This window comes from Kribbella sp. VKM Ac-2569, assembly GCF_004216905.1.
Classification (GTDB): Bacteria; Actinomycetota; Actinomycetes; order Propionibacteriales; family Kribbellaceae; genus Kribbella.
The window spans coordinates 497,925-518,913 of the sequence record NZ_SGXJ01000004.1 but is presented as its reverse complement, the minus strand read 5'-3'; the positions used below and the strand labels follow the sequence as shown (position 1 = coordinate 518,913).

At 68.8% G+C, this 20,989-nt stretch carries 18 protein-coding genes; 10 read left to right on the top strand and 8 right to left on the bottom strand.

The genetic code is table 11. The annotated features are described in order from the left end of the window. The first annotated feature begins 83 nt into the window (after positions 1 to 83). The 3 genes from EV649_RS29095 to EV649_RS29085 are packed head-to-tail and all read left to right on the top strand — an operon-like array spanning position 84 to position 2,770. Entirely contained in the window at positions 84 to 1,031 is a 948-nt protein-coding gene (locus EV649_RS29095; RefSeq protein ID WP_198682751.1) for an ATP-binding cassette domain-containing protein, read from the top strand. Further along, a complete protein-coding gene (locus EV649_RS29090) occupies positions 1,028 to 1,822 on the top strand; it encodes an ABC transporter permease (protein WP_130386792.1) in 795 nt (264 codons plus the stop codon). Before EV649_RS29095 ends, EV649_RS29090 begins: the two co-directional genes overlap by 4 nt. A 36-nt stretch (positions 1,823 to 1,858) precedes the next feature. Next, positions 1,859 to 2,770, top strand: coding sequence for an FkbM family methyltransferase (locus EV649_RS29085; RefSeq protein ID WP_241998785.1), 912 nt, complete (start codon positions 1,859 to 1,861; stop codon positions 2,768 to 2,770). Here EV649_RS29085 and EV649_RS29080 read toward each other — a convergent pair. Next, on the bottom strand, positions 2,745 to 3,512 hold the full coding sequence (locus tag EV649_RS29080; protein ID WP_130386791.1) for an SDR family NAD(P)-dependent oxidoreductase: 768 nt from the start codon (positions 3,510 to 3,512) through the stop codon (positions 2,745 to 2,747). The two genes, EV649_RS29085 and EV649_RS29080, sit on opposite strands and share 26 nt — an antisense overlap. An 80-nt stretch (positions 3,513 to 3,592) precedes the next feature. Between EV649_RS29080 and EV649_RS29075 the strand changes: the two genes are divergently transcribed. Then, a complete protein-coding gene (locus EV649_RS29075) occupies positions 3,593 to 4,132 on the top strand; it encodes a GNAT family N-acetyltransferase (RefSeq protein ID WP_130386790.1) in 540 nt (179 codons plus the stop codon). A gap of 83 nt (positions 4,133 to 4,215) precedes the next feature. Here the strand turns inward: EV649_RS29075 and EV649_RS29070 are convergent, their stop codons facing one another. The 6 genes from EV649_RS29070 to EV649_RS29045 are packed head-to-tail and all read right to left on the bottom strand — an operon-like array spanning position 4,216 to position 10,940. Next, entirely contained in the window at positions 4,216 to 5,031 is an 816-nt protein-coding gene (locus EV649_RS29070; RefSeq protein ID WP_130386789.1) for a bifunctional allantoicase/(S)-ureidoglycine aminohydrolase, read from the bottom strand. Next, positions 5,028 to 6,368, bottom strand: a complete 1,341-nt coding sequence (gene allB, locus EV649_RS29065; protein ID WP_130386788.1) for an allantoinase AllB — start codon at positions 6,366 to 6,368, stop codon at positions 5,028 to 5,030. Before allB ends, EV649_RS29070 begins: the two co-directional genes overlap by 4 nt. Continuing rightward, complete coding sequence (locus EV649_RS29060) at positions 6,365 to 7,447, bottom strand: glycerate kinase (protein WP_130386787.1); 1,083 nt, start codon at positions 7,445 to 7,447, stop codon at positions 6,365 to 6,367. The genes allB and EV649_RS29060 overlap by 4 nt, the downstream gene beginning before the upstream one ends. Continuing rightward, entirely contained in the window at positions 7,447 to 9,222 is a 1,776-nt protein-coding gene (gcl, locus tag EV649_RS29055) for a glyoxylate carboligase (RefSeq protein ID WP_130386786.1), read from the bottom strand. Before gcl ends, EV649_RS29060 begins: the two co-directional genes overlap by 1 nt. Further along, positions 9,222 to 10,106 carry a 2-hydroxy-3-oxopropionate reductase gene (locus EV649_RS29050; protein ID WP_130386785.1) on the bottom strand — a complete coding sequence of 295 codons (885 nt, stop codon included), beginning with the start codon at positions 10,104 to 10,106 and terminating at the stop codon, positions 9,222 to 9,224. Before EV649_RS29050 ends, gcl begins: the two co-directional genes overlap by 1 nt. A gap of 18 nt (positions 10,107 to 10,124) precedes the next feature. Next, a complete protein-coding gene (locus EV649_RS29045) occupies positions 10,125 to 10,940 on the bottom strand; it encodes a TIM barrel protein (protein WP_130386784.1) in 816 nt (271 codons plus the stop codon). A 160-nt stretch (positions 10,941 to 11,100) separates the two neighbouring features. On the opposite strand from EV649_RS29045, the gene EV649_RS29040 reads away from it, so the two are divergent. The 6 genes from EV649_RS29040 (at position 11,101) to guaD (ending at position 20,593) form a co-directional block, all read left to right on the top strand. Next, positions 11,101 to 12,633 (top strand): PucR family transcriptional regulator, encoded by a 1,533-nt coding sequence (locus EV649_RS29040; RefSeq protein WP_130386783.1) that lies wholly within the window; start codon positions 11,101 to 11,103, stop codon positions 12,631 to 12,633. A 137-nt stretch (positions 12,634 to 12,770) separates the two neighbouring features. After that, a complete protein-coding gene (uraD, locus tag EV649_RS29035; protein WP_130386782.1) occupies positions 12,771 to 14,696 on the top strand; it encodes a 2-oxo-4-hydroxy-4-carboxy-5-ureidoimidazoline decarboxylase in 1,926 nt (641 codons plus the stop codon). Next, a complete protein-coding gene (locus EV649_RS29030; RefSeq protein ID WP_130386781.1) occupies positions 14,693 to 16,129 on the top strand; it encodes an FAD binding domain-containing protein in 1,437 nt (478 codons plus the stop codon). Before uraD ends, EV649_RS29030 begins: the two co-directional genes overlap by 4 nt. Next, positions 16,126 to 18,465 (top strand): xanthine dehydrogenase molybdopterin binding subunit, encoded by a 2,340-nt coding sequence (xdhB, locus tag EV649_RS29025; RefSeq protein WP_130386780.1) that lies wholly within the window; start codon positions 16,126 to 16,128, stop codon positions 18,463 to 18,465. The genes EV649_RS29030 and xdhB overlap by 4 nt, the downstream gene beginning before the upstream one ends. Beyond that, positions 18,453 to 19,319, top strand: coding sequence for a xanthine dehydrogenase accessory protein XdhC (gene xdhC / locus EV649_RS29020; protein ID WP_130386779.1), 867 nt, complete (start codon positions 18,453 to 18,455; stop codon positions 19,317 to 19,319). The genes xdhB and xdhC overlap by 13 nt, the downstream gene beginning before the upstream one ends. Next, positions 19,316 to 20,593 carry a guanine deaminase gene (gene guaD / locus EV649_RS29015; RefSeq protein ID WP_130386778.1) on the top strand — a complete coding sequence of 426 codons (1,278 nt, stop codon included), beginning with the start codon at positions 19,316 to 19,318 and terminating at the stop codon, positions 20,591 to 20,593. Before xdhC ends, guaD begins: the two co-directional genes overlap by 4 nt. Here guaD and EV649_RS29010 read toward each other — a convergent pair whose 3' ends face one another. After that, the gene (locus EV649_RS29010) at positions 20,594 to 20,986 is read right to left on the bottom strand and encodes a hypothetical protein (RefSeq protein ID WP_130386777.1); all 393 of its coding nucleotides are present in this window, start codon (positions 20,984 to 20,986) and stop codon (positions 20,594 to 20,596) included. Between the last annotated feature and the right edge of the window lie 3 nt (positions 20,987 to 20,989).

The following is a 20,989-nucleotide window of genomic DNA, read 5'->3' as shown; positions in this document are numbered from 1 at the left end:
TCGTTGAACGCATCGTACCTGAGCCGTACAATGTACGGTACACTCTACGGCTCAACGGGCTGCATCATGCGGAGAGGTGGGACGTGACAACGGAGCGAGTGATCGAGGCCGCCGGCGTACGGAAGAACTACAAGGGCGGCACGGAGGGTGCGGGGCTGAACGGCTTCGACCTGGAGGTCACGGCCGGCACGGTGACGGGCCTGCTCGGCCCGAACGGCGCCGGTAAGACGACAGCGGTGCGGATCCTGTCCACGCTGCTGGAGATGGATTCCGGTACGGCGACGATCGCAGGACACGACGTCCGAAAGCAGGGTGGCGAGGTGCGGCGGCGGATCGGCCTCGTCGGGCAGTACGCCGCGGTGGACGAGATACTCACCGGGCGGCAGAACCTGGTGATGTTCGGGCGGCTCAACCATCTGGGGCGGGCCAAGGCAGTGAACAAGGCGGATGAGCTCCTGGAGCGGTTCAGCCTGACCGAGGCGGCTGGTCAGGCGGTGAGCAAGTACTCCGGCGGGATGCGGCGGCGGCTCGATCTCGCGGCGAGTCTGATCGTGGCGCCGCGGGTGCTGTTCGTGGACGAGCCGACGACGGGACTCGACCCGGCCGGGCGGATCGAGGTGTGGTCCGCCGTACGGCAGCTGGTCGACGGCGGTACGACGGTGTTGCTGACGACGCAGTACCTGGAGGAGGCGGATCAGCTGGCGAACCGGATCTCGATGCTCAAGGAGGGGAAGGTCGTCGCGGAAGGGACACCGGACGAGTTGAAGACGCAGCTGGGGTCGGACTGGCTGGATCTGGTGCTCACGGATCCGGCCGATGTACCGCGTGTCGTGGAGCTGGCCGGACCGTTCGCGGACGGGGAGATCCGGGTGCACGACGTACGGGTGAGTGTGCCGGTGAAGGATCGGACGAAGGCGCTGGTGGCGATGGCGAACTCGTTGCACGAGGCAAGGATCGAGCCGGAGGACCTCACATTGCGTCGGCCGACGCTGGACGAGGTCTTCCTGCACCTGACCGGGGCTGCGGCATGACGGGCCTCGGATGGGCGCTCGCGGACAGCTGGACGATCGCGCGGCGGACGTTGATGCACTGGCGGATGCAGCCGGGGTTGGTGCTGTTCACGTGGTTCTTCCCGGTGCTGATGCTGCTGATGTTCGGCGGGCTGCTCGGCGGGGCGATGGAGTTCCCGGACGGTTCGTCGTACTACGAACTGCTCGTGCCCGGGATCTTCGCGCTGTCGATGCTCTTCGGGCTGGAGGGAACCATGACCGCGGTCACGACCGATGTCTCGAAGGGAGTGACGGACCGGTTCCGGTCGCTGCCGATGAGCTCGGCGGCGGTGGTCCTCGGGCGGTGTATCGCGGACATGCTCGACTCGACGGTGACACTCGTCGTACTGGCCGCGACCGGACTGGCGCTCGGCTGGCGGTGGCACGAGGGGCTGCCGTCGGCGGTGGCCGCGTTCGGGCTGCTGTTGCTGCTGCGGTTCGCGTTGCTGTGGGTCGGGATCTTCATCGGTCTCACGGTGAAGAACGCGCAGAGCGTGACGATGGTGCAGGTGCTGGTGTGGCCGGTGGGGTTCCTGTCCAGCGCGTTCGTCGCGACGTCGACGATGCCGGACTGGCTGGGCACGGTCGCCCAGTGGAACCCCCTGTCCGCCACCGCCACGGCGTCTCGCGCACTGTTCGGCAACCCCGACCCATCGGCCACCGCCACTTGGATCGGCACCCACGCCGGCCTCGCGGCTGTCATAGCTCCTGTGCTGCTGACAGCAATCTTCCTGCCACTCTCGGCGCATCGCTTCCGGACCCTGTCCAGGTGAGCCGCGGCGCGTGAGCATTGCGATCCTGGGTAACGGGTGAGCGTGGACGTCCGGGACGGAGCTGTACGGCGGGTGGCATGGGGCCTGGCGCACGGTGCTGACCGTGTGCTCGGGGCCGGTGCCGCTCGTCGTACTGCGCGCGTGGTGGGCTGGTTCGAGGGGGTGACTGACGGCGGGGTGCATCGCGTTGCGCAGCGGGTCTCGCCGCGGCTGGCGGACCGGAACCCGGGTCTGGTGAAGATCTCGCCGAGGTGGGCGGCGACAGTCGACGTACGGCGGCAGGGTTTGCGGTGGCAGTTGGATCTCCGAGACAACCTGCAGGCCGTTCTGTACTACGCGGGCCGCTACGAGCCCGCAGTACGGCGGTTCCTCCTGAACGAGCTGCGGCGTGGGGATGTCGTGCTCGACGTGGGGGCGAACATCGGAGTACATACGTTCACCGCGGCGAAGCGGTTGAAGGAGCTCGGTGGCGGGCGGGTGATCGCGTTCGAGCCCGCCGCCGACATGGTGGCGGCGTTGGGCGCCGGTGCGGCGCGTAACGACGTACCGCTGGAGGTTGTGCCGGCTGCGTTGGGCGAGCGACCGGCGCTGGCGACGCTTCGGGCGGACAGCCGGTACGACGAGGCGGACACGGGTGTGCGGTCGCTCTACGGCGATGGCGAAGTGGTGCAGGAGGTGTCGGTGGTTCGCCTCGATGACTGGGCGCGGGAGCACGAGCTCGACCGGCTGGACGTGGTGAAGCTCGACATCGAGGGATCCGAGATCGCTGCGCTCACCGGCGCCACCAGGACGCTGAAGCGGTTGCAGCCGCGCGCCTTGCTCGTGGAGGACAAGCGCAGCGATTCGAGCGCGCGGCTGCACGCCGTACTGGATGAATGTGGTTACTGGCCGACTGGCGAGGTGCTGGACCGGAACGCGGTCTTCAGGGCGTCAGCTGACCGCCGTTGATTTCGATGATCTGGCCGGTGACGTAGGACGACATGCGGTCGGAGGCGAGGAAGAGGATCGTGCCTACGCACTCGTGCGGGGTGCCGGTGCGGCCCATCGGGATGGTGGTGAGCATGGCCTGCATCTGGGCGTCGCCGGTGTGGCGGTCGTGGAACGGGGTCTTGATCACGCCGGGGGCGATCGCGTTCACCCGGATACCTTCCGGTGCCAGCTCCTTGGCGAGACCGCGGGTGAACGTGCTGACCGCGCCCTTCGACGTCGCGTAGACCACCGACCCGCCGGCCCCGCCGGTGCGCCCGGCGATCGACGTGACGTTGATGATCGAGCCGCCGCCCTGCGCCCGGAACACCGGCACGATCCGCCGGGAGAGCGCGAACACCGAGGTCAGGTTGACGTCCAGGATCCGGTGGAACTCCTCGTCCGGTACGTCGGCGATCGCGGACCGGTTGACCAGGTCGCCGGCGTTGTTCACGAGTACGTCGATCCGCCCGTGCTGCGCGAGCACCTCGTCGACGAACGCGTCCGCAGCCTTCGAGTCGGCCAGATCCGCCTGGTGCAAGGACGCCGTACCGCCGGCCGTCTGCACCGCACCCACGGTGTGTTTCGCACCCTCTTCGTTCCGGTGGTAATGCAGCGCGACAGTCGCCCCAGTCTCCGCGAAACCGACCGCCGCCGCGGCCCCGATCCCGCTACTGGCCCCGGTCACCACCACAACCTGATCGCTGAAATCCAGATATCCCATGCCGCCTATCTTCTCCCGGCGCCGGCGTGAACGCGCCGGACGGCCGGATGGCGGGAGCCGTGCGGGAGTATTTTCGAGGGATGGGATACGCGCTCGGGGAGCTGGGGCTCCGGCGGTGGCGGACTGGTGATGCGCTGCGGCTGGTGGTCGCGCACGACGATCCGGAGATGGTGAATCAGGGCGGGATCGTGGACCGGGCGTCCGCCGTCGACTGGATCGGGCGGGTCGCGGACCTGGACAACGGGCACGTGTACGCCGTCGCGGACGCGGACGATCATCCGATCGGGTGCGTGGGGGTGACGAACATCGACCGGCACCGGGTCGGCTGGACCTGGTACTGGACGCTCGCCGACGTCCGCGGCCAGGGCGTCGCGCGCGACTCCCTCCGCGCTCTCGCGGGCTGGGCCCACCACGACGCCGGCCTGTACCGCCTCGAACTCGGCCACCGCCTCAACAACCCGGCCTCCTGCGCAGTCGCCGCCGGCGCCGGCTTCCTCTCCGAAGGCGTCGAACGCCAACGCCTCACCTACGACGGCACCCGCTACGACGTAGAACGCCACGCCCGCCTGCTCACGGACCCGCTGCCTCCACCAGTGCGCCCGGTCCGGATCACCGGCTAGGTGGACCGCCACGCAGGCACAACCCCGTCACGACGGGGGTGAGACCGCGTTTTTCGGGGGTTCTGCCTGCATGCAGGTCCACCTCACAGCGTGAGCCTCGGGTGGCGGTTTACGTCCTTGTAGAGGAGGTAGCGGAAGGGGCCGGGGCCGCCGGCGTAGCAGGCTTGGGGGCAGAAGGCTCGGAGCCACATGAAGTCGCCTTCCTGGACCTCGACCCAGTCCTTGTTCAGCAGATAGACCGCCTTGCCTTCGAGCACGTACAGGCCGTGCTCCATCACGTGCGTCTCCGGGAACGGGATCACCCCGCCCGGCTCGAACGACACGATGTTGACGTGCATGTCGTGCCGTACGTCGTCGGGGTCCACGAACCGCTGCGTCTTCCAGCGACCCTCGGTGCCGGGCATCTCCCGGCCCTCGACGTCCGCCTCGTTGGTGACAAGCGCCGGCGGTACGTCGATGCCCTCGATCCGCTCGTACGCCTTCCGCACCAGGTGGAACGTCGCGGCCGCGTCGCTGGTGTTCCGCACTGTCCAGTCGCCACCCGGCGGCAGGTACGCGTACCCGCCCTCGGCCAGCGTGTGCTTCTCCCCCGCGACCGTCAGCACAAGGTTGCCGGAGACAACGAACAGTACGGCCTCGGCGGCCGGGTCCGTCTCCGGCTTGTCGCTCCCGCCGCCCGGCCCGACCTCGACGATGTACTGCGAGAACGTCTCCGCGAACCCGGACAGCGGCCGCGCGATCACCCACAACCGGGTGTCGTCCCAGAACGGCAGCCGGCTGGTGACGATGTCGCGCATGGTGCCGCGCGGCAGGACGGCGTACGCCTCGGTGAAGACCGCGCGGTCGGTGGTGAGGTCGGTCTGCGGGGGCAGCCCGCCCTTCGGCGCGTAGTAGCTCATCGTTCTCCTCGGGTCAGCAGGCGGCCGCGTGGGTCGGCGGCGATGTCGACGGGTTCGCCGCGGAGCCAGGTGCTCCGGACGACGCCGGTCAGCGTGCGTCCGTCGTACGGCGTGATGGCGTTCTTGTGCTGGAGCTGCTGCGCGTCGACAGTGAAGGTCTTGTCCGGGGCGAGCACGCAGAAGTCAGCGTCGTACCCGACCTCGATCCCGCCCTTCGTGGCCAGGCCGGTCTGCGCGGCGGGGGCGGCGGCCATCCAGCGGACGACGTCGGACAGGGTGAAGCCGCGGCGGCGGGCCTCGGTCCAGACGGCGGGCAGACCGAGCTGCAGCGACGCGATTCCGCCCCAGGCGGTGCCGAAGTCGCCGGTGTCGAGGTGCTTCAGGTCGATCGTGGACGGCGAGTGGTCGGACACGACCTGGTCGATCGTGCCGTCGCGCAGACCCTCCCAGAGCAACTCGCGGTTCGCGGCCTCGCGGATCGGCGGGCAGCACTTGTACTGCGTGGCGCCGTCGGGAATGTCCTCGGCGGTGAAGCTCAGGTAGTGCGGGCAGGTCTCCGCGCTGATCCGTACGCCGTCGTTGCGGGCCTGCGTGAGCAGCGGGAGGGTGTCGGCGCTCGACACGTGCAGGATGTGGACGCGACAGCCGGTCTCACGGGCGAGATCGATGACGTGGGCGACCGCCTCGTTCTCGGCCACGCGCGGGCGGGAGTTGAGGAAGGCGTCGTAGCTCGCGCCGTTCGGTGCGGTCGCCTCGTCGATGCGGTGGGCGTCCTCGGCGTGCACGATCAGCACGCCGTCGAAGGTGCTGAGCTCGCGCATCGCGGCCTCGAGCTGGTCCGCGTCGAGTGGTGGGAACTCGTCGACACCGGAGTGCAGGAGGAAGCATTTGTAGCCGAACACACCGGCGTCGTGCAGCGGGCGGAGGTCGGGGACGTTACCCGGGATCGCGCCGCCCCAGAAGCCGACATCGACGTACGACTGGGTCTCGGCGGTCTTGCGTTTGAGCGTGAGCGCCGGGACGTCGCAGGTCGGCGGGATGCTGTTCAGCGGCATGTCGACGATCGTGGTCACGCCGCCTGCTGCCGCGGCCTTCGTCGCGGACGTGAAACCCTCCCAGTCGGTGCGGCCGGGATCGTTGACGTGCACGTGGGAATCGACGAGGCCGGGCAGCAGTACTTCGTCGTCACCGAGCCGCAGTTCGGTCGCGGCGTCGAGCTCCGCGTCGTACGGCGAGATCGCGACGATCCGCCCGTCCCGCACGCCGACAGCGGCCGGCTGTTCCCCGTCGGCCCGTACGACCCGGCGGGCCCGAATCACGAGATCCAGAGCGCTCATGTGATCCCTTTCGCCGTTCGTGCCATCGTAAGGTGATCGACCACGATCCGTTCGCCAAGCTGTTCGAGCAACGGGCGCGGCTCGGCGATACATCGCCGTACGTCGGGTTCCAGGTCGGTGAGCGAGTACGCCGCGCTCACTCCAGCCTCCCGCAACTGCTCTGGCGTCAACTGGTTCACCCCGCAGACGGCAACCACAGGCACCCCAGCCGCGCGAGCCGCAGCCGACACCCCACTGACCGCCTTCCCGTGCAGTGTCTGCTCGTCGAGCGCGCCTTCGCCGGTGATCACGAGGTCCGCGCCGGCGAGTTGTTCGCGGAAGCGGACCATCTCCAGCACCAGGTCGATCCCGGGCCTGAGTTCGGCACCTAGCAGTGCCAGCGCCGCAAACCCGACCCCACCGGCCGCCCCCGCACCAGGAACGTCCCGCAGATCGCTGCCGGTCTGCTCGGCGACGAGGTCGGCCCATCGAGCGAGCTGGGCATCCAATTCCGCAACCTGCTCCGGACTCGCACCCTTCTGCGGCCCGTAAACAGCCGCCGCACCCCGAGGCCCGGTCAACGGGTTGTCCACATCACAAGCAACAACCACCTCAACACCCCGCAACCGGTGAAGGGCATCCAACGATTGGCTGCCGGTGAGGGCATGGATAAGGCCCTGGCCGCCGTCGGTCGAGGCGCTGCCGCCGATGGCGAGGATGATGCGGGTGCAGCCGGCGTCGAGGGCTGCGGCGATCAGTTCGCCGGTGCCGTACGACGTGGCGGTGAGGGGAGCTGGGATGCCGTCGGGGAGGCGGACCAGGCCGGAGACGTCCGCCAACTCGACTACCGCGGTGTCGCCCAACCTGGCGTACCCGCTCCGGACCGGCTCGCCGGTGGGGCCGGAGGCAACGATCGGGACGTGGGTGTAGCCGGCGGCGACGGCGGCGCTGAGGGTGCCATCGCCGCCGTCGGCCACCGGTACCGAGACCACGGTCGCGTCGGGGCAGACTCGTCGTACCCCGGCGCCTACCGCGTCCGCGACCTCGGCGCTCGTCAAGGTGCCCTTGAACTTGTCGGAGGCAACGATTACCCGCGTCATCAGTCCAGCAACGCGAGGGCGGTCGGCGCGTCCTCCGGCGAGATCGCCAGGTCCTCGAACTCGATGACGTTGTCGATCTCGACACCCATCGACACGTTCGTGACCCGCTCGAGGATGACCTCGACGACGATCGGGACCTGATGCTCGACCATCAGCTTCTTGGCTTTCTCCAGCGCCGGCAGGATCCCGTCCGGCTCGGAGACCCGCAACGCCTTGCAGCCCAGGCCCTCCACGACCTTCACGTGGTCGACGCCGTACCCGTTGACCTCCGGGCTGTTGATGTTCTCGAAGGACAGCTGCACGCAGTAGTCCATCTCGAAGTTCCGCTGTGCCTGACGGATCAGGCCGAGGTACGAGTTGTTCACCACCACGTGGATGTACGGGATGTTGAACTGCGCCCCGACCGCCAGCTCCTCGATCAGGAACTGGAAGTCGTAGTCGCCCGACAACGCCACCACCGTGCTGTCCGGATCCGCGACCGCGACCCCCAGCGTCGCCGGGACGGTCCAGCCGAGCGGCCCGGCCTGGCCGGCGTTGATCCAGTGCCGCGGACGGTACACGTGCAGCATCTGCGCCGCCTGGATCTGCGACAGCCCGATCGTGCTGACGTAGCGGACCTCCGGCCCGAACGCCCGGTTCATCTCCTCGTACACGCGCTGCGGCTTGATCGGCACCGCGTCGAAGTGCGTCTTCCGCTGCAGCGTCGTACGGCGTTCGCGGCACTCCGCGGCCCACGCCGTACGGTCCGTCAGCCTGCCGGCAGCGGCCCATTCGCGGGCCACCTCGACGAAGATCTCCAGAGCGGCCCGTGCATCCGACACGACCCCGTAGTCCGGCGCGAACACCCGCCCGATCTGCGTGGGCTCGATGTCCACGTGGATGAACTTCCGCTCACCGCGATAGACATCCAGCCCACCGGTGTGCCGGTTCGCCCACCGGTTACCGATCCCCAGCACCAGGTCGGACGCCAGCATCGTCGCGTTCCCGTACCGGTGCGAGGTCTGCAGACCGACCATGCCCGCACTCAGCGGGTGGTCGTCCGCGATCGCGCCCCAGCCCATCAGGGTCGGTACGACGGGAATACCGGTGAGCTCGGCGAACTCGACGAGCAGGTCGGCCGCGTCGGCGTTGATGATGCCGCCACCGGCGACGATCAACGGCCGCTCGGACTCCGCCAAGAAGGACAGCACCTTCTCCGCCTGTGCCCGGGTGGCCGCAGGACGCGAGACCGGAAGCGGCTCGTACGTGTCGATGTCGAAGTCGATCTCAGTGAGCTGTACGTCGATCGGCAGGTCGATCAGCACCGGACCCGGACGGCCTTCGCGCATCACCTGGAACGCCTTCTGGAAGGTCCCCGGGACCTGCGCGGCCTCCATCACCGTGACCGCCCATTTCGCGACCGGCTTGGCGATCAAGGAGATGTCGACGGCCTGGAAGTCCTCCTTGTGCAGCTTCGCGACCGGCGCCTGGCCGGTGATGCACAGGATCGGGATGGAGTCCGCGGAGGCGGAGTACAGCCCGGTGATCATGTCGGTGCCGGCCGGTCCCGACGTACCGATGCAGACGCCGATGTTGCCGGCCTTGGCCCGGGTGTACCCCTCGGCCATGTGCGACGCGGCCTCGACGTGACGGGCGAGCACGTGCTTGATCCCGCCGTGGGCGCGGATCGCGCTGTAGAACGGGTTGATCGCGGCGCCGGGCAGCCCGAACGCCTGCGTCGACCCTTCCTTCTCCAGAATCAGTACGGCGGCGTCGACCGCGCGCATGCGGGCCATCAGCTGACCGCCTTACCGGAGAGACGCTCCACGCCACGCAGCAGCGCGGAGTGGTCGAGGCCACCATCGCCGTTCGCGCGGGCCGACGCGACCAGCTGCGCCACCAGGGCACCCAGCGGTACGACGACGCCCGCCTCGCGCGCGGCCGCGGTGACGATGCCCATGTCCTTGTGGTGCAGGTCGATCCGGAACCCGGGCTCGAAGGAGCGCGACAGCATGTTCTCCTTCTTCTGGTTCAGCACGGTCGAACCGGCCAGGCCACCGCCCAGTACTTCGAGGGCGGCCTTCGTGTCGACGCCGTACGCCTCCAGGAAGATGACCGCCTCGGAGACGGCCTGGATGTTCGCGGCGACGATCAGCTGGTTGGCAGCCTTGACCGTCTGGCCGGAACCACTCGGGCCGACGTGGACCACGGTCTTGCCGACCACGTCGAACAGCGGCTTGGCCTCGGCGAAGTCGTCCGCCGAACCGCCGACCATGATCGACAGCGCGGCGTTCTTGGCGCCCGCCTCGCCACCGGAGACCGGGGCGTCGAGCAGCCGGAAGCCGATCGCGCGGGCCTGCTCGGCGAGCTGCTGCGTGACGTCGGGGCGGATGCTGGAGAAGTCGATGATCAGCGCGCCGGTCTCGGCGTTCTGGAAGACGCCGTTCTCGCCCTCGAGGACGTCCTGGACGTCGGGCGAGTCCGGCACCATCACGCAGATCACGTCGGCGCCCTTGACCGCGTCACCGATCGAGGTCGCGGCCCGGCCGCCGGCGGCGATCAGGGCTTCCGCGCGCTCCGGCGTACGGTCGAGGCCGGCGACGGTGTGGCCGGCGTTGGCGAGGTGGACGGCCATCGGGTTGCCCATGATGCCGAGGCCGATGAAGGCGATGTTCGTCATGTTCGTCTCCTAGATGGATCAGCGGCGCTCGTACGGCAGCCAGCCGAAGCTTGCTTCTGAGGTGGTGGACGGCTTGTACTCGAGCCCGACCCAGCCGGTGTAGCCGCGTCCCTCGAGGGCGGTGAGCTGGTGGTCGAGCGGGAGGGTGCCCGTGCCGGGCTCATTGCGGCCCGGGTTGTCGGCGATCTGCACGTGGGCGACCCGGTCGGTGTGCTCGGCGATCACCCGGTCGACGTCGTCGCCGTTGACCGCGAGGTGATACAGGTCCGCGAGCAGTCCGACGTTCGGTACGTCGTCGTACGCCGCCTGGACGCGATCGATCACCGCGAGCGCGTCGGACGCGACCTTGAGCGGGTAGCGGTCCGCGCCACTGACAGGCTCGACGAGGACGGTGGCGCCGATCCGCGCGGCGGCCTGGGCGGCGAGGGCGAGATTCTCGACGGCGACGTCGTCCTGCTCCTGATCGCTGCTCCCGTCGACGCGGTTCCCGTACAGGGCGTTGAAGCCCTGGGTACCTAGCCGCTCGCCGATGCCGACGGTGACGTCGACGTTGTCGCGGAACTCGCTCGACCGCTTCGGCCAGGACACCAGGCCGCGGTCGCCGCCCGGCATGTCACCGGCGAAGAAGTTCAGGCCGGTGAGCTGCACGCCGGCGTCGGTGACCGCGTTCACGAAGGCGTCGACCTGCCGCTCCGGCGGGACGGCCTCGACGAACGGCCACCAGAACTCCACCGCGCTGAATCCCGCCCGCCGAGCAGCCGCCGGCCGCTCGAGCAGAGGCAACTCGGTGAAGAGCAAAGAACAGTTCACCGTGTACTTCAGCTGGTGACTCATCCCGACTCCAATTCCGCATTGTGGAACTTAACTTCTGCTCTGTGAAATGACCATAAACTCGGAGCCGATGGTCGTCAAGGCGCCGGCGGCGATGGGGGCTGTCATACGCGTACGCGCGCGTTGTACGTTCCTCTAAAGGGATCCGGGCCGGAGGTACGTCGTGTTGCTGGCTGAGTTGCTGGATGCGCCGGAGCTCGGGTTGCGATTGATGCACTCGGCGGGCGGGACGCTGGACCGGCCGATCGGGCGGCTCGTGACGACCGACCTGCTGGAGCCGGGGAGGTACCTGAGCGGCGGCGAAGTGGTGCTGACCGGGCTGGTCTGGCGCCGGCAGGCAGCCGACAGCGAGGTGTTCGTGGCGTCGATGGCCAGCCGCGGAGCGACCACGATCCTGGCGGGGAAGGCGCAGCTCGGCGACGTACCGGCGGATCTCCTGGAGGCGTGCCGGCGGCATGACGTGACGCTGGTCGAGGTCCCGATCGAGGTCGCGTTCGCGGATGTGACGGAGTACGTCGCGGCAGCGGGATCGGCCGAGACAGGCGCACGATTGTCGGCGAGCCTGGTGCGCCAGCGGCAGCTGTTGTCGTCGATCGCGGCCGGGCGCAGTCTCGACGAACTCGCGGCGCGGATCTCCGCCGAGATCGGGCATGACTGCCGTGTGCTGACCCCGACCGGGCGCCACGTCGTACCGGGGCCCAGCGAGCTCGACGCCGAGACGGTGGACGCGGTGACGCGACGGTTCCTGACGGCGGACCGGATGCCCGCTGTGGCGAAGCAGTCGGGAGCGGAGTACAGCTTGTTCCCGGTCGGATCGGGATTCGGGAACCGGCTGACCGCGTGGGTGCTGGTCATCGACGGCGACCACACGACCTGGCCCCGCGATCACGTCGAGGCGGTGCACGAGCTGAGCGCGATCGCCGCGCTGGACCGCGCCCGCCGCGACGAGGGCCGCCGCGCACTGCGTCCGTTGGTCGCCGACGCACTTGCGTTAGTCGAGTCTGGTGCCCCGCAGGCCGAGGTCGCCGCGCGGCTCCGGCAGGCGGGCGCGCACTCGGAACGGCCGATGGTCGTCGCGGTCGCCGAACTGCGGGAAGACGGCCCCGGCGACGTCGCTCTGAGCCTGCTCGAGGACGTCGCTTTCACGGTCGGTCCGGCCGTTGTCGCGCCTGGCCGAGACGATCTGCTGGTCGCGTTCCTGCCCTTCACGCCCGAGCTTCCCGAGCATCTGCGACGGGCTTTCGGACGTCTCGCCCCGGGCCTCAATCGGTCCCGACTCACGGTCGGGATCAGCGGAGAGACGTCGGTCGAAGCGCTCGCCGGCGCGCTCGAGGAGGCCCGGTTCGCGCAGCGGGCCGCCCGGGCGGCGCGGACGCCGGTCTCGGTGGTGACCTCGGACGAGGTCGCCTCGCACGTCCTCCTCCTCGGCACGCTCCCCGATGACGTACGGCGTACGTACAGCAACCGCGTCCTCGGTGCGGTCCTCGACCACGACCGCCGTACCCATGCCGACCTGCTCATGACGCTGCAGGCGTTCCTCGCTTGCTCGTGCTCCTGGACCCGTACGGCGGAATACCTGCATCTGCACGTCAACACCGTTCGCTACCGGATCGAACGCGTTGAGCAACTGACCGGACGCGATCTGTCGACCCTCGAGGATCGGGTGGACGTGTTCCTCGCCTGCAAATCGCTGTAGTTGTGTGATCACACAAAACGAAGCGTTCTCCGGCAGTTCATCTTCGGAGGTTCACGGGGTGCAATCCACCCCTCGCTAAGTCAATGCTCGGGTGCAGGTCAAAATCCCCGCCGCCCGCAGCCGAGGAGCGTGTCCCGATGAAGGCAGTCCTGCGACCGAGCCGCCATACCAACCGCCATCCCGTCGACCAGGTGCTGCCACCTGGGAAGCTCGCGGTGTACGGCGCTCAGCACGTACTGGCGTTCTACGCCGGGGCGGTGATCGTACCGATCCTGCTCGCCAGTGCGATCGGACTGAACACCGAGCAGCTCATCCACCTGATCAACGCCGACCTCTTCACCTGCGGTATCGCGTCGATCATCCAGTCGGTCGGTTTCTGGAAGGTCGGCGTACGGCTCCCGCTCCTCCAGGGCGTGACGTTCACCGCCGTGTCGCCGATGATCGCGATCGGCCTCGCGGCCGGCGGCGGGACCGACGGTCTGCTGGTGATCTACGGCGCCGTGCTGGTCGCCGGGCTGGCCACCTTCTTCATCGCCCCGTTCTTCAGCAAGCTGATCCGGTTCTTCCCGCCAGTGGTGACCGGCTCGGTGATCACGATCATCGGTTTGGCGCTGCTGCCGGTCGCGGCCGGAGACGCGGTCGGCGGCGCCGGCCCGACCGCGGCGCCGACCAGCGGTAAGAACATGGCGTACGCACTCGGCACGCTCGCGCTGATCGTCCTGATCCAGCGCGTCTTCAAGGGCTTCATGGCCACCATCGCGGTCCTGGTCGGTCTGGTCGTCGGCACCCTGGTGGCCTGGGTGCTCGGCGACGCGCACTTCGGCGCGGTCGGCGACGCGGCCTGGGCCGGCGTGACGACACCGTTCTACTTCGGCTGGCCGAAGTTCTCGATCGCGGCGATCATCTCGATGGTCGTGGTCATGCTGATCACCGCGGTGGAGACCACCGGTGACGTGTTCGCGACCGGTGAGATCGTCGAGAAGCGGATCGGCCGCGACGACATCGCCCGGGCGCTGCGGGCCGACGGCCTGGCGACCACGATCGGCGGGGTCTTCAACTCGTTCCCGTACACCTGCTTCGCCGAGAACGTCGGCCTGGTCCGGCTGACCCGGATCCGCAGCCGGTGGGTGGTCGCGACCGCGGGCGCGATCATGATCCTGATCGGGCTGGTCCCGAAGGCCGGTGCGATCGTGGCCGGCGTACCGCATCCGGTGCTCGGCGGCGCGGCGCTGGCGATGTTCGCGACCGTGGCCGTGGTCGGGTTCCAGACGCTCGCGAAGGTCGACTTCCACGACCACCGCAACGTCGTGATCGTGGCGACCAGCGTCGGTCTGGCGATGTACGTGACCGCGCAGCCGCAGGTCGCGCAGGCCGTGCCGGACTGGGCCGAGATCATCTTCGGCAGCGGCATCACGCTCGGCAGCCTGACCGCGATCGGCCTGAACATCCTGTTCCACCACGTCGGCAAGAGCTTCGGCCCGGCGGTGGCGGGTCAGCCCGGTGACACGGTGCGGCTGGACCAGGTGAACGAGATGACCCGCGAGGAGTTCGTCGAGACCTTCGGCGCCCTGTTCCAGGGTCCGCGCTGGGCCGTCGAGCGGGCCTGGGAGATGCGGCCGTACGCCGACACGCACGCGCTCCGGCGCTCATTCCAGGAGGCGTTGTTCTCCGGTTCCCGCGACGAGCAGGTGGAGCTGATCCAGGCGTACCCGCAGCTCGGATCGCAGTTCGTCGCCGACGGTCTCAGCGGAGAGGCGTCGCTGCGGGACCAGTCGGACAAGGGCCTGACGTTCCTCGGCGACCCGGAGCGGGACGAGCTGACCGCGATCACGTCGGCGTACGAAGAGCGTTTCGGCTTCCCGCTGGTGATCTCGGTGCGCGACGCTGAGTCGTACGAGCGGATCGTCGAGCAGGGCCGCGAGCGGCTCGGCAACTGCGAGAACCAGGAGCACGCCGCCGCGCTGCTCGAGATCGCGAAGATCGCCGGGTACCGGTTCGACGACTTCGTCTCCGACGCCAACCCGATTCACAGTGCACGCACCCGATGGAGCACCAACCGATGACTACGCAAGCCCTCCGCGCACCTGCCTTGACCGTGAACGGTGAGCTCACCGCTCTTGGCGACATCTCTGTGCACACCACCGTGCTGGACTGGCTGCGGGACCGCGGCCTGACAGGCGCCAAGGAGGGGTGTGCGGAAGGCGAGTGTGGTGCCTGCTCGGTGATGGTCGCCCGGCCCGGTACCGACTCGCAGACCGAGTGGACCGCGGTGAACGCGTGCCTGCTGCCGGTCGCGTCGCTGGACGGCCAGGAGCTGGTCACGTCGGAGGGCCTGGGTTCTCCGGCTGAGCTGCACCCGGTTCAGCAGGAGATGGCGGTGCGCGGTGGCTCGCAGTGCGGGTACTGCACGCCAGGCTTCATCTGCAGCATGGCGGCGGAGTACTACCGGCCAGGACGCGCTTGTGGCGAGGGTGATCACGAGCACGGGGCCAATGGGTTCGACCTGCATGCGTTGAGCGGGAACCTGTGCCGGTGCACGGGCTACCGGCCGATCCGGGACGCGGCGTACGCGCTCGATGCCCCCGCCGAGAACGACACGTTCGCCGCCCGACAGGACGCGGCCCCGCCCGCTCCAGCGGCGACGGGGATGGTGTCCACCGAGGGCGAGTTCATTCGGCCCGCTTCGCTTGACGGAGTGCTGGAGTTGATCGCGGAGCGGCCGGACGCGCAGCTCGTGGCCGGTTCGACCGACCTCGGTGTGCAGGTGAACATCTTCGGTTCCCGCCCGTCGCTGACCGTCGCGATCGACCGCCTGGAGGAGCTACGCGAGTTCTCCTTCGGCGCTTCCGAGGTCCGGTTGGGTGCGGCGCTGACGCTGACCGAGATCGAGCGGCGGCTCGCGGGGCGCGTCCCGTTGCTCGCTCAGCTGATGCCCCAGTTCGCCTCGCGGCTGATCCGCAACGGCGCGACGATCGGCGGGAACCTCGGCACCGGCTCCCCGATCGGCGACACCCCGCCGGCGCTGCTCGCGCTCGACGCTTCGCTCGTCCTCGTGTCCCGCCGGGGGGAGCGCGTCGTACCGCTGGCCGAGTACTTCACCGGTTACCGAGAGACCGTCAAAGATCCGGACGAGCTGATCCGGACGATCGTGATCCCGTTGCCGTTGGCACCGATGGCCGCGTTCCACAAGATCGCTAAACGGCGCTTCGACGACATCTCGAGCGTCGCGATCGGGTACGCCGTTGACGTGACGGACGGTGTCGTGCGCGAGGCCCGGATCGGGCTCGGTGGCGTCGCGGCGACCCCGCTGCGCGCCCGGGAGACCGAGGCCGCGTTGGTCGGTCGCCCGTGGACCGAGGAGACCGTGCGGATCGCGGCGGGGGTGATGGCCGCGGAGGGTACGCCGATGGACGATCACCGCGCGAGTTCGTCGTACCGCTCCGCGATGCTCGGCCAGTCGCTACTGCGTTTCTACTTTCAGGGGGTCGGCGCATGAGCTCGTTGTCGGAACGGCCTGCTGCTGCGGTCGTCGGCGTACCGATGCCGCATGAGAGCGCCGCGCTGCACGTGACCGGGGCCGCCTTATATACGGACGATCTGGTGATGCGCACCCGCGACGTACTGCATGCATGGCCAGTGCAGTCGCCGCATGCGCACGCGCGGGTGACTGCACTCAGGGTGAAGCCGGCGTACGACGTACCCGGTGTGGTGCGCGTGTTGACGGCGGACGACGTACCGGGGGTGAACGACGCCGGCGTGAAGCACGACGAGCCGTTGTTCCCGGGTGAGGTGATGTTCAACGGGCATGCGGTGTGCTGGGTGCTCGGCGAGACGTTGGAGGCCGCGCGGCTCGGGTCGTTGGCGGTCGAGGTCGAGTACGAGCCGCTGCCTTCGTTGGTGAACGTGCGCGAGGCGATCGAGGCGGGCAGCTTCCAGGGCATCGGGCGGCACCTGGAGCGTGGCGATGTCGAGGAGGCGTTGGCGGGGGCGGCGCATGTGTTCAGCGGGGAGTTCGAGTTCGCTGGGCAGGAGCACTTCTACCTCGAGACGCATGCGGCGTTGGCGCTGGTGGACGAGTACGGGCAGATCTTCGTGCAGTCGAGCACGCAGCACCCGTCGGAGACGCAGGAGATCGTTGCGCATGTCCTCGGGCTGGCCAGTCACTCGGTGACGGTTCAGTGCCTGCGGATGGGCGGGGGGTTCGGCGGCAAGGAGATGCAGCCGCACGGGTTCGCCGCGATCGCCGCGCTGGGCGCGACGTTGACCGGGCGGCCGGTGCGGTTGCGGCTGAACCGGACGCAGGACATGACGATGTCAGGGAAGCGGCACGGGTTCCACAGCTCGTGGACTGTCGGGTTCGGGGCCGATGGCAAGCTCGTCGCGTTGGATGCCACGTTGACGTCCGACGGCGGGTGGAGTCTCGACCTGTCGGAGCCGGTGCTGGCGCGCGCGATGTGCCACATCGACAACGCGTACGAGGTTCCGCATGTCCGCGTGGACGGGCGGATCGCGCAGACGAACAAGACGTCCCAGACCGCGTTCCGGGGGTTCGGCGGGCCGCAGGGGATGCTCGTGATCGAGGACATCCTCGGACGGTGCGCGCCGCTGCTCGGGTACGACGCGTCGGAGCTGCGTCGGCGGAACTTCTACCAGACGGGCGACTCCACGCCGTACGGACAACCGGTGCGGCACGCGGATCGGCTGGAGTCGTGCTGGAGTCAGGTCCTTGCTGCCGGGGACGTTGCCTCGCGGCAAGCTGAGATTGCTGCGTTCAATGCGACGCATGACCATGTGAAGCGCGGGCTGGCGATGACGCCGGTGAAGTTCGGGATCTCGTTCAACCTGACCGCGTTCAACCAGGCCGGCGCGCTGGTGCACGTCTACAAGGACGGCTCGGTGCTGATCAACCACGGCGGCACCGAGATGGGCCAGGGCCTGCACACGAAGATGTTGCAGGTGGCGGCGACCACGCTCGGGCTGCCGCTGGCGCGGGTACGGCTGGCGCCGACGCGGACCGACAAGGTGCCGAACACGTCGGCGACGGCGGCGTCCTCGGGTGCTGATCTCAACGGCGCGGCGATCAAGAACGCGTGCGAGCAGATCCGGGAACGGCTGGCGCAGGTCGCCGGCGGACGGCTCGGGATCAGCCCGTCGGACGTGCGGTTCGTGGATGGCGTCGTCCGCGGATTGTCCGGGGACGGCGTGGACTGGAACGAACTGGTGAATCTCGCGTACCACCAGCGGGTGCAGCTCTGGGCGGCCGGGTTCTACCGGACGGAGGGCCTGCACTGGGACGCCAACGCGATGCGGGGCGAGCCTTTCAAATACTTCGCGTACGGCGTTGCGGCGTCGGAGGTCGAGGTCGACGGGTTCACTGGGTCGTACACCCTGCGGCGCGTGGACATCGTGCACGACGTCGGGGACAGCCTCAGCCCGTTGATCGACATCGGCCAGATCGAGGGCGGCTTCGTGCAGGGCGCCGGATGGTTAACGCTCGAGGACCTTCGCTGGGACGAGAGTTCCGGCGATCGTCGCGGTCGTTTGTCCACGCAGGCAGCGAGCACGTACAAGCTCCCGAGCTTCTCCGAGATGCCTGAGGTCTTCAACGTCACGCTGCTGGAGAAGGCGCACGAGGAAGGTGCCGTCTACGGCTCCAAGGCCGTTGGGGAACCGCCGCTCATGCTGGCGTTCTCCGTCCGGGAGGCACTGCGTCACGCAGCGGCAGCCTTCGGACCGGTTGGCATCAGCGTCGACCTCCCGTCACCGGCCACACCCGAGGCGGTCTACTGGGCGGTCGATCGAGCGCGGGGAGGTGTCTCGTGGAGTGGGTAAAGGCTGTTCAGCGGTTGCGGGCCGGCCGGCAGGCCGGCGTGCTGGTGACGGTGATGTCCGTTCGTGGGCATGCGCCTCGGGAAGCCGGGGCGAAGATGGTTGTTGCCGCTGACAACGTCTGGGGGACGGTGGGTGGCGGGAACCTGGAGGCCCTGGGCGTGGAGCGTTCGCGGGCGATGATCGCCGACGACGTGACGGCGCCTGAGGTGTTGACGGCGGCGTTGTCCGACAAAGCGCCGTACCAGCACGGAGTCCAGTGTTGTGGTGGTGAGGTGAAGTTGTTGCTGGAACCGTTGCCCGTGGTGCCTTCGGTGGCGATCTTCGGGGTCGGGCATGTGGGGCTGGAGCTGGCGCGGGTACTCGCGCGGCATGATCTCGAGCTGCATCTGATCGACTCGCGGGCCGATCAGTTGACGAGCGATCGGCTAGCAGCGCTAGATGACGCGGTCGCGAACGTCCACGTGCACAACGTGCCGGTGTTGCCGGAGCTCGTTGTCGGCGAGCTGCCGCCCGGTACGCACGTTTTGATCATGACGCACGACCATGCGGAGGATGCGGCGCTCTGTGACGCCGCGATTCGTAACGAGGAGCTGGCGACCATCGGGTTGATCGGCTCCAGTGCGAAGTGGACCCGGTTCCAGCGCAAGCTCGCTGAGGACGGCAACTCGGTCGACGCGATCGCGCGGATCACCACGCCGATCGGTCTGTCCGATCTTCCCGGCAAGGAGCCGGCCGTGATCGCGGTGAGCGTCGCGGCCTGGCTCCTGCAGCAGTTCGTCGCCGAGCGGCATCCCGCGTCGGCCCATTCTGCCGTGCGTCGCCCCACGCCGGCTCAGCGTGAGGCAAAAGCATGACTCTTTATCGTGGCACGTTCATCGACACGCCGGAGAATCCGTTCGACGGCGGCGGCCTGCGGGTCGACAGCGACGCGGGACTGCTGGTCGAGGACGGGATGATCGTTGCCCGTGGCCCGTTCGTGGAGATCCGCCAGGCACACCCCGCCGAGCAGGTCGTGGATCTGCGCGACGGCGTCGTACTACCCGGATTCGTCGACACCCACGTGCACTTCCCGCAGATCCGCGCCGTCGGCGGCCTCGGGCTGCCGCTGCTCGAATGGCTCGACCGGTACGCCCTCCCCGAGGAGGCGCGGATGGCCGACGTCGACTACGCGTCAGGCGTGGCCAACGAGTTCGTTCGCGGACTGGCCGCGGCCGGGACGACGTCGGCGCTCGTCTTCGGCGCCCACTACGCCGACGCGGTCGACACGCTCTTCGACGCCGCGTCCAAGGTGGGCCTCCGCATCACCTCCGGGCTCGTGCTGAGCGACCGCCTGCTCCGGCCGGAGCTGCTCACCACCCCGGTCCGCGCGTACGCCGAGTCGCTCGCCCTCGCAAACCGCTGGCACGGCGTCGGCCGCAACCGGTACGCCGTGACGCCGCGCTTCTCGCTCTCTTGCACGGACGAGCTGCTCGCGACGTGCCGTGAGCTGATGGACGCGATCCCCGGCGCACTGTTCACCTCACACGTGAACGAGAACGAGGCCGAGATCGCGACCGTCGCCGACCTGTTCGGGGGCAGCGACTACGTGACGACGTACGACCGGCACGGCCTGGTGGACCGGCGTACCGTGCTCGCCCACAACGTCCACCCGACGGACGTCGAGCTCAAGATGCTGGCTGTTAGCGGCGCAACCATCGCGCACTGCCCGACGAGCAACGCAGCGCTCGGCAGCGGGTTGTTCCCGCTGACGCGGCACCTGCAGTACGGCGTACGCGTGGCACTCGGATCGGATGTCGGCGCGGGCACCGGCTTCTCGCTCCTGAAGGAGGGGCTCCAGGCGTACTTCTGCCAGCAACTCCAAGGAGACCAGGGCCGCCCGCTCTCGGCAGCCCACCTGCTCTACCTCGCCAGCACCGCCGGCGCCGAGGCCCTGGACCTGCCCCAGGTAGGCCACCTCTCGGTAGGCCACCACTTCGACGCCCAACTCCTCCGCCCCGCCGAAGGCTCCCCCCTCGCCGTGGGCCTCACCCACGCCGAAGACACCGAGGAAGCCCTGGCGCGAATCTTCACCCTAGGCACCCCCGCCGACGTCCAAGCCGTCTGGATCAACGGCGACCTCCTCCACTGATCACCCCCGCCGGGGACTGGGAACTAGCAATTGCCTATTCCCAGTCCCCGCGGCATGTGCCCGCAACGCGCGCCACAGCCGTTCCGCGGTTTCGTGCGGGTGGTTCAGGTCGCCCCCGCCGACTCGCGCTACGCCGTAGCCGCGCTCGCGGAGACGGTCCTCGCGCCACTTCTCTGCCAGTACGGCGTCTGCCGCGTTCTCGCCGTACTTCATCGCGCCGTCGAACTCGACGATCAGGACGCCGCCGAGCAGGAAGTCGACCCTGCCGATCAATCGTCCGTCGGCGTCCCGGATCTCAACCTGCAACTCCGGCGTCGGCAGACCGTGGTTCGCGAGCAGGACGCGAAAGCGTGACTCGCCGACCGATTCGCTCAGGGGGTTCGCAAACTGCACCGC